The sequence below is a fragment of the Frankia sp. Allo2 genome (genome assembly GCF_000733325.1).
In the GTDB taxonomy this organism is placed as follows: Bacteria; Actinomycetota; Actinomycetes; order Frankiales; family Frankiaceae; genus Frankia; species Frankia casuarinae.
In genome coordinates, this window is sequence record NZ_JPHT01000018.1 from 18,657 (window position 1) to 35,259 (window position 16,603).

14 protein-coding genes are annotated in these 16,603 nt (G+C 71.5%); 5 read left to right on the forward strand and 9 right to left on the reverse strand.

Annotation, left to right across the window (positions count from 1 at the left end):
* Positions 1 to 720: 720 nt before the first annotated feature.
* Positions 721 to 2,049 carry a phosphoribosyltransferase family protein gene (locus ALLO2_RS13505; RefSeq protein WP_023840043.1) on the forward strand — a complete coding sequence of 443 codons (1,329 nt, stop codon included), beginning with the start codon at positions 721 to 723 and terminating at the stop codon, positions 2,047 to 2,049.
* A 36-nt stretch (positions 2,050 to 2,085) separates the two neighbouring features.
* The gene (locus tag ALLO2_RS13510) at positions 2,086 to 2,298 is read left to right on the forward strand and encodes a DUF1918 domain-containing protein (protein WP_023840044.1); all 213 of its coding nucleotides are present in this window, start codon (positions 2,086 to 2,088) and stop codon (positions 2,296 to 2,298) included.
* Between the two features lie 10 nt (positions 2,299 to 2,308).
* Here the strand turns inward: ALLO2_RS13510 and ALLO2_RS13515 are convergent, their stop codons facing one another.
* The 3 genes from ALLO2_RS13515 to ALLO2_RS13525 form a co-directional block, all read right to left on the reverse strand.
* A complete protein-coding gene (locus ALLO2_RS13515; RefSeq protein WP_023840045.1) occupies positions 2,309 to 3,052 on the reverse strand; it encodes an ABC transporter ATP-binding protein in 744 nt (247 codons plus the stop codon).
* Positions 3,049 to 4,065 (reverse strand): ABC transporter permease, encoded by a 1,017-nt coding sequence (locus tag ALLO2_RS13520; RefSeq protein WP_035732535.1) that lies wholly within the window; start codon positions 4,063 to 4,065, stop codon positions 3,049 to 3,051. The genes ALLO2_RS13515 and ALLO2_RS13520 overlap by 4 nt, the downstream gene beginning before the upstream one ends.
* Positions 4,066 to 4,094: 29 nt before the next feature.
* The gene (locus tag ALLO2_RS13525; protein ID WP_035732480.1) at positions 4,095 to 4,502 is read right to left on the reverse strand and encodes a molybdopterin-binding protein; all 408 of its coding nucleotides are present in this window, start codon (positions 4,500 to 4,502) and stop codon (positions 4,095 to 4,097) included.
* 254 nt (positions 4,503 to 4,756) lie between these two features.
* Here ALLO2_RS13525 and ALLO2_RS13530 point away from each other — a divergent pair, with 254 nt between their 5' ends.
* Together ALLO2_RS13530 and ALLO2_RS13535 are read left to right on the forward strand one after the other, a co-directional pair.
* On the forward strand, positions 4,757 to 5,242 hold the full coding sequence (locus ALLO2_RS13530; RefSeq protein WP_035732482.1) for an NUDIX hydrolase: 486 nt from the start codon (positions 4,757 to 4,759) through the stop codon (positions 5,240 to 5,242).
* Between the two features lie 268 nt (positions 5,243 to 5,510).
* Positions 5,511 to 6,077 (forward strand): hypothetical protein, encoded by a 567-nt coding sequence (locus tag ALLO2_RS13535; RefSeq protein ID WP_369808156.1) that lies wholly within the window; start codon positions 5,511 to 5,513, stop codon positions 6,075 to 6,077.
* Positions 6,078 to 8,557: 2,480 nt separating this feature from the next.
* Here ALLO2_RS13535 and ALLO2_RS13545 read toward each other — a convergent pair.
* Positions 8,558 to 9,316 (reverse strand): TetR/AcrR family transcriptional regulator, encoded by a 759-nt coding sequence (locus tag ALLO2_RS13545; RefSeq protein ID WP_232235089.1) that lies wholly within the window; start codon positions 9,314 to 9,316, stop codon positions 8,558 to 8,560.
* Between the two features lie 198 nt (positions 9,317 to 9,514).
* On the opposite strand from ALLO2_RS13545, the gene ALLO2_RS13550 reads away from it, so the two are divergent.
* The gene (locus ALLO2_RS13550) at positions 9,515 to 11,098 is read left to right on the forward strand and encodes an MFS transporter (protein WP_011438353.1); all 1,584 of its coding nucleotides are present in this window, start codon (positions 9,515 to 9,517) and stop codon (positions 11,096 to 11,098) included.
* A 25-nt stretch (positions 11,099 to 11,123) separates the two neighbouring features.
* Here the strand turns inward: ALLO2_RS13550 and ALLO2_RS13555 are convergent, their stop codons facing one another.
* The 5 genes from ALLO2_RS13555 to ALLO2_RS13575 form a co-directional block, all read right to left on the reverse strand.
* A complete protein-coding gene (locus ALLO2_RS13555; protein WP_232235090.1) occupies positions 11,124 to 12,002 on the reverse strand; it encodes an acyl-CoA thioesterase II in 879 nt (292 codons plus the stop codon).
* 288 nt (positions 12,003 to 12,290) lie between these two features.
* Positions 12,291 to 12,695: a VOC family protein gene (locus ALLO2_RS13560; protein WP_011438351.1), complete on the reverse strand. Its 405-nt coding sequence runs from the start codon at positions 12,693 to 12,695 to the stop codon at positions 12,291 to 12,293.
* A gap of 162 nt (positions 12,696 to 12,857) precedes the next feature.
* Positions 12,858 to 13,988: a family 43 glycosylhydrolase gene (locus ALLO2_RS13565; RefSeq protein ID WP_035732488.1), complete on the reverse strand. Its 1,131-nt coding sequence runs from the start codon at positions 13,986 to 13,988 to the stop codon at positions 12,858 to 12,860.
* A gap of 72 nt (positions 13,989 to 14,060) precedes the next feature.
* Positions 14,061 to 15,641 carry a SulP family inorganic anion transporter gene (locus ALLO2_RS13570; RefSeq protein ID WP_035732490.1) on the reverse strand — a complete coding sequence of 527 codons (1,581 nt, stop codon included), beginning with the start codon at positions 15,639 to 15,641 and terminating at the stop codon, positions 14,061 to 14,063.
* 110 nt (positions 15,642 to 15,751) lie between these two features.
* A complete protein-coding gene (locus ALLO2_RS13575) occupies positions 15,752 to 16,567 on the reverse strand; it encodes a DUF305 domain-containing protein (RefSeq protein WP_035732492.1) in 816 nt (271 codons plus the stop codon).
* Positions 16,568 to 16,603 lie beyond the last annotated feature (36 nt).

A 16,603-nucleotide genomic window follows, 5' to 3' on the forward strand; every position in this document is an offset into this window, starting at 1 on the left:
GTGACGGGAGAAGACGGAGACGGCGCGACCTGGCTCATCCGGCGGAGCGCACAGCTCAGCCGGTTATCCGGGGAGCGCACACGGAGCACTCCGGTGAACGAACCGGCCGGGGCAGGACGGGAGTCCGGGAATACGGATGATCGATAGCTGCTCCCACCGGGAGCAAAAAGATCATCCGTTCAGGTCTGGCGCCGAGCTCCGAGGCCCCTCGCGCCCAGAACGGTCCCAGAATTACAGGACCGATGTGCTCGTCGCGCGTGCGGCGAGGCTCAGTGGACGCGAGGGCTGGGACAACACCGACAGCGCCCTGGACAACAGACCTCTCGCCACGCCCAGTGAGGGGTGGAGTCGGGCTGCCAACGGAGCGTCACATCTTTATTATGCACGGCAGCCCGGCCGGGCGTCGGAGCGCAAGTGGCCGCCGGAGATCGGCTCAGGCCCATGCGGACACGGTGATTCCGGCTGTCCGGAGTGCCTTGACGATCTTCACGCCGCACGCCGCACGCCGCGAACCGCACGCCGCGAACCACGCGCCACGCGCCACGCGCCACGCGCCACGCGCCGCACGCCGCACGCCGTGTATCGCTCGTCTCGGGGCAGGTGCCCCGAGACGGTGTGGGTCGGTATCCCGGCGACTACCGGGGAACGACAACCACAGGACGATGTCCGGTCCGGACGGCGAGCACGAGGAGTCCGCCCGGCCGGCACGAGGAGGTTGTCGTGATCTTCGATAATCGGGAGGAGGCCGGCCGGCAGCTCGGGCAGCGGCTGGCGCATCTACGCGGCCGTGATGTCGTTGTCGCCGGGCTGCCCCGCGGGGGCATTCCCGTCGCGTTCGAGGTGGCGCGGGCGCTGGAGGCCCCGCTGGACGTCATCCTCGTCCGCAAGCTCGGTGTCCCCTTCCAGCCTGAGCTCGCGATGGGGGCCATCGCCGAGGGTGGGGTGCGGGTCGTCAACGAGGAGGCCCGGCGGCTGGCCAACGTGGGGCCGGACGAGTTCGCCGCGGTTCAGGCGCGCGAGTTGGTGGAGCTTGATCGTCGGGCCCGGCGGTTCCGGAACGGCCGGCCAAGGATCCCGCTCGCCGGGCGGACGGTGGTCGTGGTGGACGACGGGATCGCGACCGGATCGACGGCCTCTGCCGCGTGCCAGGTCGTGCGGGCCCAGGGAGCCACCCACGTGGTGCTGGCGACCCCCGTTGCCCCCCGTGACCGGATCGGCTGGCTGCGCCGGCAGGCAGACGAGGTGGTCTGCGTCCAGACGCCCGACGCCTTCTTCGGTATCGGCGAGTTCTACGCGGACTTCTCCCAGACACCGGACGAGGAGGTCGTCGACCTGCTGCGCCGGGCCGCGCTGACGATGCCGGTCGGCGGCGCGGTAGCCGACCCGTCCGGCGGCGACGTCGAGGTCGACATCCCCGTCGGTCGAGTGCGGCTCGCTGGTCGGATCACCGTGCCCGACCCGTCCCGGGGAGTGGTCGTCTTCGCCCACGGCAGCGGCAGCAGTCGGCACAGCCCACGTAACCAGTTCGTGGCCCGCGACCTCAGTGCCGCGGGGCTCGCGACCCTGCTGTTCGACCTGCTCACCCCGGACGAGGAGCGTGACCGGGCGAACGTGTTCGACATCAGGCTGCTTGCCCGGCGGCTGATCGATGTGACCGGTTGGCTGCGCGGCCAACCGGTCACGGCTACCCTCCCCATTGGTTACTTCGGCGCCAGCACCGGCGCCGCCGCGGCGCTGCGGGCCGCCGCGGAAGGGGGGTTCCCCGTCGCGGCCGTCGTGTCGCGGGGCGGCCGACCGGACCTGGCCGCGGCGCAGCTGACCGCGGTACGCGCCCCGACGTTGCTCATCGTCGGTGCGCGGGACGATCTGGTCCTCGAGCTGAACCGGCAGGCCCAGGCCCGACTGCTGGGCTGCGAGAACCGGCTGGCGATCGTCCCGGGCGCCACGCACCTGTTCGCCGAGCCGGGTGCCCTGGAGCAGGCGGCCGCGCTCGCGCGTGACTGGTTCGTCGATCACCTGGCGTTGGCCGGCCATCCCGGTCGCGCCTGACCGGGTACTGACCTGCCCTCCGCGCGACGCCGGGCGATGCGTGCCCACCCGGGCGACACTCTGGTGGTCCACCGTCACACCACCCGGCAGCCGGATCGACTCGGCGAGATCTTCGAGGTGCGCTCGGTGGCGGGGGATCCGCCGTTTGCGGTCCGCTGGTCCGGCACGGGGCACGTCAGCTTCGTCTACCCGGGTCCGGATGCCGAGATCCGTCACCGCGACGAGGAGGCATGCGGCGGGGCCGGCTGAGCGGACCGGATCAGGCCTGGTCGACGACCCGCCCCGCATCGAGGGCGAGGATGCGGTCGGCGAGAACCTCGGCGTCCGTGGGATCGTGCGTGACGATGAGCACCGGAGCCGCCAGCGTCGGTAGCACATTATGCAGGAAGGACCTGACCTCGCGGCGGGTCGCGGTGTCGAGCGCGGCGAGCGGTTCGTCGAGCAGCAGCAGTCCGGGCCCTGATGCCAGCGCCCGCGCGAGCGCCACCCGTTGCCCCTGGCCGCCGGACAGGGCATCCGGTCGCCGGTCGCCGAGATGGCCGATCCCGAACCGTTCCAGCCAGGTGTCCGCGGACGCCCGGGCGTGCCGCCGGCCCTGACCGAGGCGGGCCCGCAGGCCGAAGGCGATGTTGTCGCGGGCCCGCAGGTGTGGGAACAGCAGGTAGTCCTGGAAGACCATGCCGACCGGCCGCTGTTCGGACGGGACGAAGCGGTGCTCGGCCGGGTCGTCGAGAACCTCGCCGGCGAGGGTGATCCGACCCTCGTCGAGCGGGAGGAGACCGGCCAGGGCCCGCAGCAGCGTGCTCTTGCCCGCCCCGCTGCGGCCGAGGACGGCGACCGTCTCCCCCCGTGCCACGCTGACCTCGACGTCGAGCACGAACTGGCCCCGTCGCACCGTCATCAGCGCGCTGAGCCCGCCTGACGCCGGATCCAGGCCGGGGGCGGAGGGCGCCGCCCGCGCCGAATCTCCGGTGACGGTGTTCACGGGACGCCCTGTGTTCACGGGATGCTCCGCTCGAGCGCATCGGGGGCGCCGTCACGCGTTCCCCGGTTGCGTAAAATTCGCCGGGTGCCGGGGAACCACCGGCCCCGCAGCGCCACCAGAACCCCGACGCAGACCGCGAGCAGTACGAGTGACAGCGCGATGGCGGTGTCCGAGTCCGTCTCCAGCGCCAGGTAGACCGCGAGCGGCGTGGTCCGGGTGGTCCCGGGGAAGTTGCCGGCGAACGTGATCGTGGCCCCGAACTCGCCGAGGGCGCGGGCCCAGCACAGCGCCGCGCCGGCGGCCACCGCCGGCGCCGTCATCGGCATGGTGACTCGGCGAAACGTCATCCACGGCCCGGCGCCGNGGGTGGCGGCGGCGTCCTCGAACCGCCGATCGGCGCTGTTCAGCGCGCCCTCGACGGACACGACGAGGAACGGCATGGCCACGAAGGTCTGCGCGATCACCACGCCGACGCTGGTGAACGGGATGGTGATGCCGAACCAGCCATCGAGGTACTGGCCGACGATGCCGCGCCGACCCAGTACCAGAAGTAGGGCCACGCCGCCGACCACTGGCGGCAGCACGAGCGGGAGGGTGACCAGGGCACGCAGCAGAGACCGGCCGGGAAAACGCGTGCGGGCCAGCAGCCAGGCCAGGGGGACACCGAACAGCAGCGACAGCACGGTCGTGGCGGTGGCCGTCTCCNCCGACAGGAGGAGGGCCTGCCGGACCGCGATCTCGGTGAGCAGATCGGGCAGGGCGGACCAGGGAGCGCGGACGAGCAGGCCGACGAGCGGCAGGAGCAGGAACAGGCCAGCGATCCCGGCCGGCACCAGCAGCGCCCAGGACATCCGGCGGCGCGTTTCCCGGCGAACCGTGCGGCGTGGATGTCCGCCGGTCCGCGGGTCACCCGGCCGGGGTGCCCGATCGCGCGGGCCGAACCGGCCGCGCGGGCCGAACCGGCCGCGCGGGCCGACGGCCCGTTGCTCCGGCTGACCCCCTCGAAGGAGCGAACCGCCGCGGGTCGACACGGCGGGCAGGCCCTTCTCGCTGATCGGGGTCAACGACGCTCGGGAAGCTCGATGACGACGTTGGTCGACTTCACCGCGCCGACCGCGAGGACGCCGGCTTCCAGCCCGAGTTCGTCGGCGGCCTCCCGGCTCATGAGCGAGACCAGGCGATGCGGGCCGGCCTGGATCTCGACCTGGGCCATCACCGTGTCGCGCACCACGCGGGTGATAATCCNGGGGAAGCGGTTACGCGCGGATTCGGCGACGACCGGCGTCTGGGCGGCGGTCTGCTCGGTCGCCAGATCCTTGGCGAATCCGGCCAGGGTGCCGCCTTCGATCGCCCGGCGGCCGGCGTCGTCCAGGACGGTTGGCAGTCGGCCGCTGTCCGCCCACCGGCGGATGGTGTCGTCGCTGACACCGAGCAGCGCGGCGGCCTCGCTGATCCGGAATCTCGGCATGGGGTGATCGTACCCGCATCTTCGGGGGAGCTGCGACGCATGATCCGAAATTACGGAGAAATCACAGAGAAATATCCGCTCCTGCGGGTCGGGCGGCGAGGTGGTCGGATTGACGGGACCGTGTCCTCGACCGACCCGATGTCGGCCGGATGACCGGTTGGCGCATCACGATCCGGTCCGGCGGGGCACGATGCGGAGGTTGCCCTTCTCGGCCCGACTCGCCCCCTGCCCGACTCGCCACTCCTGGAGCACCCGTGACACCGCTCGCTTCCAAACCGACCGCCACCACGTCCTACGGTGACCCGGTCGCCGGCCCCGTGCGGATCAACGCGCGCGCGCTGCTCGTGGCGGGNGATCGGGTGCTGCTCGCCAACGAGCGTGGCCAGAAGTCGTTCCACTTGCCGGGAGGCCGGGNTGAGCCGGGGGAGACCGTGCAGGCGGCGCTGCGCCGGCTGCTGAACGAGCAGGCCGGTATCGAACTGGACTACCTGACGTTCGTGGGCGGCATCGAGAGCATCTCGATCGAACGCGGTGGGCGGACGGGGGTGCTCGACGTCGTCTTCGCCGCTGACCGGTCGTGGGGCGCCGACTTCGGGAGCAGGCTGAATGATCTCGACATCGTCTCGGTGTCCCTTGGGAGCCTGCTCGACCTGGAACTAAGGCCCGCCGACCTGCGCCGACTGGTCCCCGCCTGGCTCACTAACACCCGTCCGGCCTGGTACGGGTCGGCCAGCCGCTGACCGTAGGCGCGCATCCTCACCTTCGCACGGTTGACCTCATCTCGACTTCAGGTTCTAGCGTTCCACGCCCGCACGCCCGCACGCCCGCACGCCTGCGGGTCGGAATGCGGTCGGATGCAGGAGCCAGGCGNCCCCCGCCACAGCCCCGTGACAGGCCCGATCCGGTGACGAACCGCCCTGGCCCCGGATCCCCTTGGGTACATTCGCCCGGTGTTCTCTCGACGCCGACCCTGGCCGTCGCGGTCCGCATCGGGCGCTGCATCGCGCGATGGTCACCGCTGTTTCCGTCGTCACCGCCGGACGGGGTGACAACGGCATGGTCGTCATCGGGGTGACGNGTCACCGCGGGCTCTCCGGCGGGCAAGCCGAATACACGGCCGGCGAGATGCGCCGGGTGCTGGCGCCTCTCGCCGCGGCCGGGTTGACCGGGATCAGCTGCCTGGCCGAGGGAGCAGACACCATCTTCGCCGACGTGGTCCTCGAACTTGGGGGCCGGCTCATCGTCATGATACCCGCGGCCGGTTACCGGGACTTTCAACCCGCTACGCATCGGCGCAACTACGACCGGCTGCTCGGCCGCGCCACCGAGATACGCAGCCAGGACCGGGCGAAGCCCGATCTGCCCAGCCTGATGTCGGCGAGCCGCCTTCTGGTCGACGCATCCGACCGGGTTCTCGCGGTGTGGGACGGTCTGCCGGCGCGTGGCTTCGGGGGGACGGCGGACGTCGTCTCCTACGCGCGCTGGCGACGCAAACCCCTCCAGATCATCTGGCCCGACGGTGCCGTACGGGCGGGGGCGACCTCCGTCGCCGGCTCGGGCGAACGACAGCGGTAACCGGCGGAGGTCGCCGCGGGGCCTGGGCTACCGCGGGGCCAACGTCACGACGTCCACCTGCACCGGGGCGAGACTCCTCCTGGCCGGAGCCGTCGTGGCCGGTGGCCGGGTCGTTGCCGGCCGGGTCGTTGCCGGCCGGGTCGGGGGCTTGGTCGCCGTGGACGTCACGGAAGCTGCGCTGGCGGTCGTTGCCGCGCGGGTGGTCCGGCCACCGGTGGCCGGGGTGCCGGTGGTCGGGGTGCGGGTGGTCGGGGTCCTGGCCTCGATCGGCCCGGCGGCCACTCCTGCCGCCGCTGCGGACGGCCTGGTCGGCACCGGCGGGGCGGCGGCGAGAACGGGCGGTGCCTGGTGCGCAGGCGGGGAGGCCGCCGACGCCGGGCCGCCGGAGGAGCGCCCGGGCGGCGCGGACCTGCCACCCGCCGCGAGGCGCAGGGTGTTCAGAGCGAAGTCCTCCGCCGCCAGGTCGTTCTGCTGTTCCTCTTCGGTCGGGCCGAGGACGGATCCGCCGCCGGGGGCGCTGGGCCCACCTGAGCCGGGTTCGTCCACGGCGAGCTCCTCCGTGGCGGGGCTGCCTGACGCGGCGGGCCGGGGGGCGGCTGGTGTCCGCACGGGCGGGCGGCCCTCGCGGGATCCGGACCGGCCGCTGCTCGGAGTGTCCACGGTGCCGCCGTCGTCCGGCTGTGACTCGTGCAACGGAGCACGCGCACCCGTGGTCACGTCGTCGGGCGAGGAGTTGAGCCCCGCAGCGGTGGCTGCGGCGGCCACAGCGGCCACCGCGGCCACCGCGAATGCGGCGACCGGGCGCATCCGGGACCGGCGAGCACGAACGAGCGGGTCCGCCGGCAGGCGTTCCACCCGTGGCTCGGCCGCCCGCCTCGCTGATGTGGATCTCACCGATGCCGCTCGCCCGGAGTCCGCTCGCCCGGAATCCGGACGCGGGGAGGCCTCCCGGCGCTCCGGCGGTGGCAGTGTCGGGGGCGGTGGCAGTGTCGGGGTCGGGGTCGGCGGCAGTGTCGGGGGCGGCGGCAGTGTCGGGGGCGGCGGCAGTGTCGGGGGCGGCGGCAGTGTCGGGAGCGGCGGCAGTGTCGGGAGCGGCGGCAGCGCCCGGGCGGCCATCGGGTCCGGGACACTCCCGGTGGGGCTCGGTGCCCGCCGACCGGTGCTGTGCCGCCCGCCCGTGGCCGTCCTGAGGGGAGCCTTTCCGGGGGGAGCCGTCCGGGTCGGTGGTCGAGGATCGGTAGGCTCAGGCCGCGGATCCGCGCCTGTCGTCGCGGCGCCCGCCCGCCCGCCGTGAGCCGTGGCGGCCTGTCGGCCACGGCCCCACGCCGCTCGGGTCGACCGCGGCTTCGATCCGGCGAGCAGCGCCAGCAGTTCGGTGGTATCGGGCAGAGAGGCCCCATCGGCCTGTCGCACACGGGCGAGCGCTCGCCGCACCCCCTCGCCGATGGGAGCCGTGTGCTCCGACCGGTCGGCGCGGCGTCGTCCGGCCCGGGCCGCGGGTTCGACAGACCCGCTGGGCTTTCCCGTCGCGGCCAGATCGACGATCCCGGCCCACGCGACGATGTCAGCGGCGGGGCCCNCCCNGCCNCCCNCCGCGGGACCGTAGCCATAGCCGGGCACATAGCCGGGGCTGCTGGGGGGAGGCCACAGGTGGCCGGAGCGCCCGGCGACGATGTGCGGCGTCCCGGGCGCCGTCCCGCCGGCCGAGCCGGCCGCGGGGGACAGCAGCAGTGGCCGCAGGGCCGCCGCGACACCCAGGTCTACCAGCCGCGGCCCGGTAACGGAGAGCACGACATCCGTTGCCGTCAGGTCGCCGAGTGCGCCGACCGTGCGGTGCGCCGCATCGATGGTCTCCAACAGGGTCCGGGCAAGGCGGTCGATCTCGTCCGAGGACAGCGGTCCGCGTTCGGTGAGCTCGCGGGCCAGGGTCGGGCCCCCGACGAACTCCGTGACCATGTAGGGCCGCTCGGCGGCGGGCGCGGCGTCGAGCACGCCGCAGGTGTGTGCCCCGGCCAGCACGCGAGCGCGGTCGATCGCCGCCGCGAACCGGGCCCGCATGTCCGCGCGCAGGGCGTCGCCCGGGTGCAGCGCGCGGACCGCGACCTGCGCGCCTCCGACCGCACGGCTCAGATAGACGATGCCGGTGATGCCGGCGTCCAGCCGACCGAGCAGCTGGTAGGGCCCGAGTGAGGTGGGCTCGCCAACGGCGAGCGGCGCGACGTGACGAGGTAGCCGAGCGGTCATGGTGATAATGCCCCGAATGCGGCTCGTGGACGGTCAGCGGCGTTTATTCTCTCCGACGGTAGCTACTCCAGTCGTGTCCGTGAAGACCGCTACGCCTCCTTCTTCGCCCTTCTTCGCATCCGCAGCNAATTCGGCATCCGCCGTGACGTCGGCGGGCACGGGGCACGAGCGCAGTGATCATCGTCGGCGGAACATCGCCCGGCTGTTCCCCGGTCGGCTACGTCCCGGCCGACCGATCATTGGTCGGTTGGCGGCTCCGGCGCGTACGCGACGGCGATCCCGTCGAGAAGCCATTTCAGCGCCTGCTCGAAGCGCGGCGCCGTGTATCCGCAGCCGAGGGCGGCGATGGCGCGCAGCCGTGGGTACTCCTTCTCGGCGGTCTGTGCGTCCTCGGCGCTCTGCGCGCGGTTGAGGACCTGGGCGTCAAGGACCTGGACGGAGAAAACCGGTTGCGCCGTCGGGACACCGGGGCGATTCTGGGCGTCGGCCGCCGGAGGCCGTCGGCGGTCGAAATCCTCTCGGTCGCCGAGTTCGCGCAGCGTGCAGCCGACCACCAGATCATTAAGCGAGTGGATGATGCGCAGCTGGTCCTGCGGATCATCGGTGATCTTCGAGGCGACGGTCAGGCACTGCTCGATGTGCCGCAGCTTGTTGGGACCGAAACCCCGGCGGATGCCGATCCGAAGGGCCCAGGGATGTTCCTGGAAGGACCGCCTCGCGCGCCGGGCGATCTGGGTGAGGCCGTCCCGCCAGTCCTCGGGAATCTCGTCCAGCAGATGCCCGGCCAGGAACGCGTCCCACATCAGGCCGGTCAGTTCGTCCTTGTCCCGGACGTGGTGGTAAAGCGTCATCGTCCCGACGCCCAGATGTGCGGCGATCCGCCGCATCGACACCGCCGCGAGCCCCTCCGCGTCGGCGATCTCCATCGCGGCCAGGGCCAGCCGTTCACCGCTCAGGGGCGTCCGGCATCCCGGTGGGGTGGACACCCGTGCCATCGGCTTCCCCGGGGGCCGCCCCGGGGCCGCNCTCGGCGGCGCCGCCATCGCCACTCACCTCCTGGCAGGACGCCTCCTGGCAGGAGGCACGGGCTGCCATTTTGGCGTTGGTACATCGTACGGCGTAGGGTTGGCCCAGCGTTCGTACGGTGTACGAAGGCTGGAGCTGTACGAAGGCTGGAGCTTGGAGGTATTCGGGTGAGGGCAGATTCGGACGAGGGTGGTTCGGGTGAGGGTGGTGCCGTGGTCGGCAGGACCGCCGGTACCGGGGCGGGCGCCTCGCCGGAAGGTGGCGCACCGCCGGGCCGGCGGATTCCGGGCTGGGCCGTGCTGGCCGTCTGCTGCCTGGCCCAGTTCATGGTCGTTCTGGACATTTCGATCGTGAACGTCGCGCTGCCGTCGATGCAGACCGATCTCGGGATGACGGCGAGCGGCCTGCAGTGGGTGGTCAACGCCTATACGATCGCGTTCGCGGGTCTGCTGCTCTTCGGCGGCCGGGCGGCGGATCTGTTCGGTCGCCGCCGGGTGTTCGTGGCCGGGCTGGCGCTGTTCACCCTGGCGAGCCTCGGCGGTGGTTTTGCGCGGACCGAGGCGCAGCTCATCGTCGCCCGGGCCGTGCAGGGGCTGGGCGGGGCCGTGCTCGCCCCGGCGACGCTGACCCTGTTGATGACCTCCTTCGCCGAGGGGCGGGAGCGGACCCGGGCGTTGGGCGCGTGGGGCGCCACCGCGGCCAGCGGCGGGGCGCTTGGCGCGATCGTCGGCGGTGCGCTGACCGAGGTCGCGAACTGGCGGTGGGTGCTGTTCGTCAACGTGCCGATCGGCGTGGCGCTCCTCGTGGCCGCCCGGCTCGTGCTCGTCGAGTCGCGGGGCCAACTGAGCCGGCTGCGTGATCTCGACATTCCCGGCACGGTGACCGTTACCGGGGGTCTGGTGCTGTCGGTCTACGTCATCGTCCGCACCGAGAGTTCCTCCTGGACGTCCCCGGTCACACTCGGGATGCTGGCCGGGGCGGTAGTGCTTCTTGCCGCGTTCGTGGCCGTCGAGGTCACGACCCCCGCCCCGCTGGTGCCGCTGAGCGTCTTCCGCTACCCCGGGCTCGCCGCGGCGAACTCGGTCGCAGCCTTCCTCGGCGCCGCTATGTTCACGATCTTCTTTTTCCTTACCCTCTTCCTCCAGCAGGTTCAGGGTTACAGCCCGCTGCGCGCCGGGGTGGCCATGCTCCCGATGCCGCTCATGATCATCGTTGCCTCGCGGATTGTCACCCGGATGATCGGGCGGCTCGGTCCGCGGCCGATCATCGTGTTCGGTCTCGTGAGCGGAACGGCGGGTCTGCTCTGGATGTCGACGATCACCCGGGACGGCTCGTACTGGGTGCACGTGTTCGGCCCGGTCCTGATCGTCGGGCTGGGGGTGGGGTCTATCATGGTCGCGATGGTCGCTGCGGCCACGGCGGGCGTGCCGATGCGCCTGGCGGGCCTCGCGTCGGGTCTGATCAACACCAGCCGCCAGATCGGCGCGGCGATCGGCCTCGCCGCGGTGTCGACGATCGCGACCAGGCATACCGACGGCCGCCTCAGGCACGGGGCCGCGCGGCTTGACGCGCTGGCCTCCGGCTACTCCCTCGGGCTGTTCATCGGCGGCTGCGTCCTCGCGGTCGGGATCCTGGCCGCGCTGCTGCTGCCCCGTGTCCGGCGGCCCGAGCCGGAGCCGCCCCTCGGCGCGACGGAGAAGACCGCGTCCGGGGCCTCGGATGACGAGGACCAGGCACTCGCGGAGATCTGATCCATTTCTATCAGCCGTGCGGACATCAGATCGCGGATCCGCGCAGCAGCCCGACGAGCTCACTGCCCGCGCGTAGCTCCCCGTCCGGGCCGAAGACCTCGACGCGACCGATCGCCCGGCCGTGGCCCGCGTGCAGGGTACGCACCCGGAACAGATGCCAGTCCCGGACGTCCAGGTCGTCGTAGAAGGTCACATTCTGCGATAGGACAGCGACTGCCAGGCGCTTGGTGGGGGTCAGGCCGGTGACGGCCAGCAGGTCGGACAGCGGCAGCAACTCGCAGCTGTGCGCGATGAACGCCCTCCACAGGGACCGGTCCTCCGGCGCCTCGGGGATGCGCTGCCATTGGTCCAGCTGATGGGTGTCCGCTCGGGGAAGCACCCGAACTTCCCAGGGCATCATCGGACGGTCAAGGGGGCTGGCGTGCTGCGGGCCGAGGAAGTCGGACTCGGTGGAGCGCAGGCGCAGGAAGTCCGGCTCCGGGGAACGGAGCATCACGTCCGCCCGGCAGATCTGCAACGAGTCCTGCCGGAAGGTCAGGGCCAGGGAGTCGATCGACCGCCCGTGGGCCAGCCGCTCGACGTCGATCCAGACCGGTTGGCGGCAGTCGCCGGGGCGCATGAACACCGTTTGCAGGCTGTGCGTGATCTTGTTGGGGGTCATGCGCTCGGCGAGAACGATCTGCTGGCCGAGCAGCTGCGCCCCGAGGACGCCGCCGTGTGTGCTGGGCAGGCATCGGGCCGGCACCGGCGGAACATCCCCGCCGAGGTCGAGAACTGCCAGTAGTTCACTCAGAGTGCACTGGCCGGGCGCCGGCACCGCATCGACCTGATCCTGCGTGCTTGCCCGTTGCTTGGGGGCCTCGCCGGCTCGTGCGTCCGTTGTCTTCGCGGATTGTGTACCCACAGCGCACCCTTCCCGTGGACGCTCGCCAGGTGCGGATGCCGCGGACGCCCGCGCTGGACGCCCGCGCTGGACGTCCAGGTCGGGGGACCGCGACCGGTCGCTGCACTCTCTGGCGAACTGCCACACGTGGATCATGACTCCGCCCGGCGCGGAGCCTCGCGGCAAATATCGACCTGTTCGCCGCTGACCGCTGGCCGCAGTGGCGCACGCCACGTTCCATCGAGCCCATATGACCGATAAAAGGTGCTCCTTATCGGTCTGCTCGCCGATTTCGGACTGTTCCCGATCTCAGACTGCTCTGGAATCTGCTTCGAATCCCCCGTAGGGACGGGTGATGATCTCCATGCCGTGACCGGCCGGGTCCAGGAAGTACAACCCGCGTCCGCCGTCATTATGATTGATCTCGCCCGGGTGCTTGCGCTGCGGATCCGCATAGTAGGTGATCCCGGCCCGTTGGATCCGCTCGAACGCCGCGTCGAACTCCTCCTCGGAGATCAGGAACGCGTAGTGCTGCGCAGTGATCGACCCAACCGGGGCGGTGGCGAAGTCCAAGGTGACACCGTTTGCGGTGACGACTGGGATGAACGGCCCCCACGCGGCGCCGACCTCGAGATCCAGGATATCCGCCAGAAACTCGGCCGATTCCCGGTTATTCCGGGCATGCACAATAGTATGATTCAGTTCGACTGGCATATGGAACTTCTCCGTAAGTCGCTTGGTCTGTAAGGCGCTTTGTTCGCGAGTCGCTCTGTCGGCATCTCCATGGCCTCGTGGTCCTCGGTGGAGATGCCGGGAATGCCCGGATTCGGAATGTCGTAGTCCGCGAAGACGACGGGGAGCCGGCCCACCACCTGGTTATCCCATCCGGTCCTCGCCGTCTACCCGATCCTCGTGCTGCCGGCGGCGCTCGTGGGGCGGGTCACGCTCATCCGGATCAAGCACCCGTCCCCGGACGAGGGAATCGACGTGCAGCGTCACCGCGTCCCGGGTGACGTCGAGCGGAGCGACGACGAACCGACCGATCGGCAGGTAGACGCCGTCGGGTCGGGAGTCCCAGCTGTGCAGCCCCNCCCACCAGCGGNCCCGCGCGTCGGTGAAGGCATGGGCCCCGCTCGGTCCGAAGCCGNCCTTNCCCCCGGTCAGCATCGGTTCGCCCGCCGGCAGGCAGGGCCCGAGCGGCCCTTTGCACGACGCGGTCGCCACCACCTGCCGTCCACCGAGCGACGACGCGGCCGAATAGAGCAGATGGTGACGCCCGCGGGCTGAGATCATCGATGGTGCCGAGATCCGCCCCTGCTGCCAGGACAGGCTCGGGCGGAGCATGACGGCGGGTTCGCCGGTGAGCACGAGTCCGTCGGACCGCAGCCGCGCCGCCCACAGGGTGGGCGGCGCGCCGTGGTTCCGGTCCGAGCCGCCGCCCGCACCGGGGCTTGCCCAGGCCAGGTAGGCGCGTCCGGCTTCGTCAACGAAGGGACTCGGATCCGAGCTGCCGCCGTCCGCGGTCTGGCAGATGAAGGGCGCGAGGGAGGTGTCGACGAACGGACCGTCGGCGGAGTCGGCGGTCGCCGCGGAGATACAGCGGACGCCGAGGCCACGCACGGCCGTCGCGTAGTACATGACGAACCCGTGGCCGAAGGCGCCGACGGCAGCCGGGCCGAGGCCGCCCGCGGGGTCGGCCCAGGGCGGCAGGGCGCGCAGCGCGGCCGGCTCGATCGTCCAGCTCCGGCGGTCCCGGCTGGAGAGCACGTCAACGGTGCCGGGGGAGTCCGGGTCCACACCGAAGGCATAGGTTGTCCGGTTGCGGGTGATCAGGGACGGGGCTGAGAACTCGATCCCGGGGACGAGGACGGCCCGGGAACCCGGGCCCGGACCGGACCTGGCAAGGTACAACCCGCCTAGGACGATGATGATGACGACCACGGCGGGCTGGCGCCGGACGAAGTCGATCAGACCCTGAGCGAGCCCGGCGCCCTTCTCTCCGGCCATCCCGCCACCATCCTCAGGGCAAGTATCTGAGTAAGCATCTAATGGCAGAGTGTATTCGCGGTCAGCTCGACCTCACCGGACGCGGGTCGGTGCCGGTTCGGTCGGTGCCGGTTCCACCTGCGCCGGCTCGGCGGACAGCTTGTGCAGCAGAGCGGCACTGCGGGCGTTCACCCCGACCAGGTTCACCTGCGTGCCGCGTTCGCGGTACTTCGCGCGCACGTCGTCGAGGGCGGTGACCGCCGCCGAGTCGAGAAGGTGGGCCTCCGAGAGGTCGATGACCACCCGTTCGGGGTCGCACGCGTAGTCGAAGGCGTTCACCAGATCACTGGTCGATGCGAAGAACAGCGTGCCCTGGACGACGTAGATCCTCTCCCGGCCCTCCGGGTCGAGCACGCTGGTCACCAGCGCCAGGTTCGCGGCCCGGCNGGTGAACAGCAACGCGGCCAGCATGACGCCCACCCCGACGCCGTAGGCGAGGTTGTGGGTGGGCACCACGACGGCGACGGTCGCCACCATGACCGCGGTCTCGCCGCGGGGCATCCGGCGCAGCGTCGAGGGCTGGATGCTGCGCCACTCGAAGGTCATGACCGACACCAGGATCATCACCGCGACCAGCGCCGACATCGGGATGACCCGCACGAGGTCGCGCAGCGGGACGACCAGCATGAGCAGGAAACCGCCGGCGGCGAAGGTCGACAGCCGGCCCCGCCCGCCCGAGTTGACGTTCACCATCGTCTGGCCGATCATGGCGCAGCCGCCCATCCCGCCGAAGAACCCGTTGACGATGTTGGCGACACCCAGGCCCCAGGATTCGCGGTTCGGGTCATGCGTGGTGTCGGTCAACCGGTCCACGATCTGCGCGGTCAGCAGCGTCTCCACCAAGCCGACGGCGGTGAGCGCCACCACGTACGGGGCGATGATCCGCAGTGTCTCCCAGGTCAGCGGCACGTCGGGCACACCGGGGACGGGCAGTGAGCTCGGCAGCCGGCCCTCGTCGCCGACGGTAGGGACGGAGATGTCGAAACCGGCGGTGACGAGGGTGAGGACCGCCACCGCCACGAGCGGCGGCGGGACCGCTCTGGTCAGGCGGGGGAGAGCCAGCAGGATAGCGAGGCCCGCGGCGACGAGGGCGTAGACCTGCCACGACTTGCCGATCACGTGCGGCATCTGCGCGGTGAAGATGAGGATGGCCAGCGCGTTGACGAAGCCGATCATCGCGCTCTGCGGGACGAACCGCATCAACCGTGCCACCCCGAGCCGGCCGAGCACAAACATCAGCAGGCCCACCCCGATGGTCGTCGCCAGCAGGTAGTTCAGGCCGTGATCGCGGACCAGGGGGGCGGCGACGAGGGCCATGGAGCCTGCCGCCGCCGAGATCATCGCCGGGCGTCCGCCGGTGAACGCGATGACCACCGAGATGGTGAACGACGCGAACAGACCGACCTTCGGATCGACCCCCGCCACCACGGAGAAGGAGATCGTCTCCGGGATCAGCGCGAGCGCGGTCACCAGGCCNGCGAGCAGTTCCACCCGGATGTGACGAACTCCCGGCCAGCGGCCGGTGCGGCGGCGGGAGTACCAGGGGCCGCTGGGGGCCGTCCGGCGAACGGAGCCCCCGGCGTCGGCGGCCTCTCGGGCGGTTACATCAGGCACGGCGGCGGCCTCCCCTGCCCTGCGACGAGGGGGCTGCCTTCCCCGAGTCCGGTTAGTCCCACCCGACTATACAAAGCCGGTTTCGTCGTGACAGTAGGTGGGTTCGCCGGTCAGGCCCGAGGCGCGCCGAGGCGTACCAGATCGCGCTGCATCTGGTCGATCTCCATTGACTGGGCGAGCACCATCGCCCTGGCCATCGCCCGTACCCGGTCCTCACCGGCGTGCATCGCCGCGTACTGGGCCATGGCCAGCCCCCCCTGATGGTGGTGCACCATCAGGGTAAGGAAGAGGACGTCGAGGTCATGGCCCCGGATCGAGGCCAGCCGTTGCAGTTCGGCGGGGGTCGCCATGCCCGGCATGCGCGCGGTGTCCCGCGGGTCGCTGGACGCGTCCTGCGCCGCACCCCCGGCCAGGCCCGGCAGGTCCATGCCGGGCATGGCGGCGCCAGGCCCGGCATGACCGTCATGCCCGCCCGAGGCGCCGTTGACGGNGCGGGAGTCCCGCATCCACCGCATCGGTGTCCCGGAGGTGGACTGGGGCCGCCCCCATCCGGACAGCCATGAGGACATGATGCCGATCTCGCGTTGCTGGGTCAGCGCGATGTCCTGGGCCACGCTGCGGGTGTCCTGGTCACCGCCGTGACTGAACTCGATCATGGCCATCTGCACGGCCTGGGCGTGATGCTCGGACATGTCCCGGGCGAAGCCGACATCGACCGACCCCTCGTCCGGTGACCGGCTGGCGAGGTTGCCCAGCGCCGCGCCGGCCGCCAGCAGGCCGGCCAGCACGGCGAGCACCATCGGCGTCCACCACAGCCGGCTTCGGGCCCAGCGGCGCCGCGGCCGCGCGTCACTCCCGCGCGCCGCATCGCCATCGCTGGCCGGCGGGTCGTTGCCGGCTGGCCGGTTGTCGTCCGTCGTCGTCATGATCCCCTCGGCTGGGCGGGTGGGTTGCCCGGGCAG

What these genes read in the sequence shown, in the direction of transcription:
- ALLO2_RS13510 (WP_023840044.1), top strand. Translation starts at nt 2,086, where the DNA reads ATGCGTGCCCACCCGGGCGACACTCTGGTGGTCCACCGTCACACCACC.
- ALLO2_RS13545 (WP_232235089.1), bottom strand. Translation starts at nt 9,316, where the DNA reads ATGGCACGGGTGTCCACCCCACCGGGATGCCGGACGCCCCTGAGCGGT.
- ALLO2_RS13560 (WP_011438351.1), bottom strand. Translation starts at nt 12,695, where the DNA reads ATGCCAGTCGAACTGAATCATACTATTGTGCATGCCCGGAATAACCGG.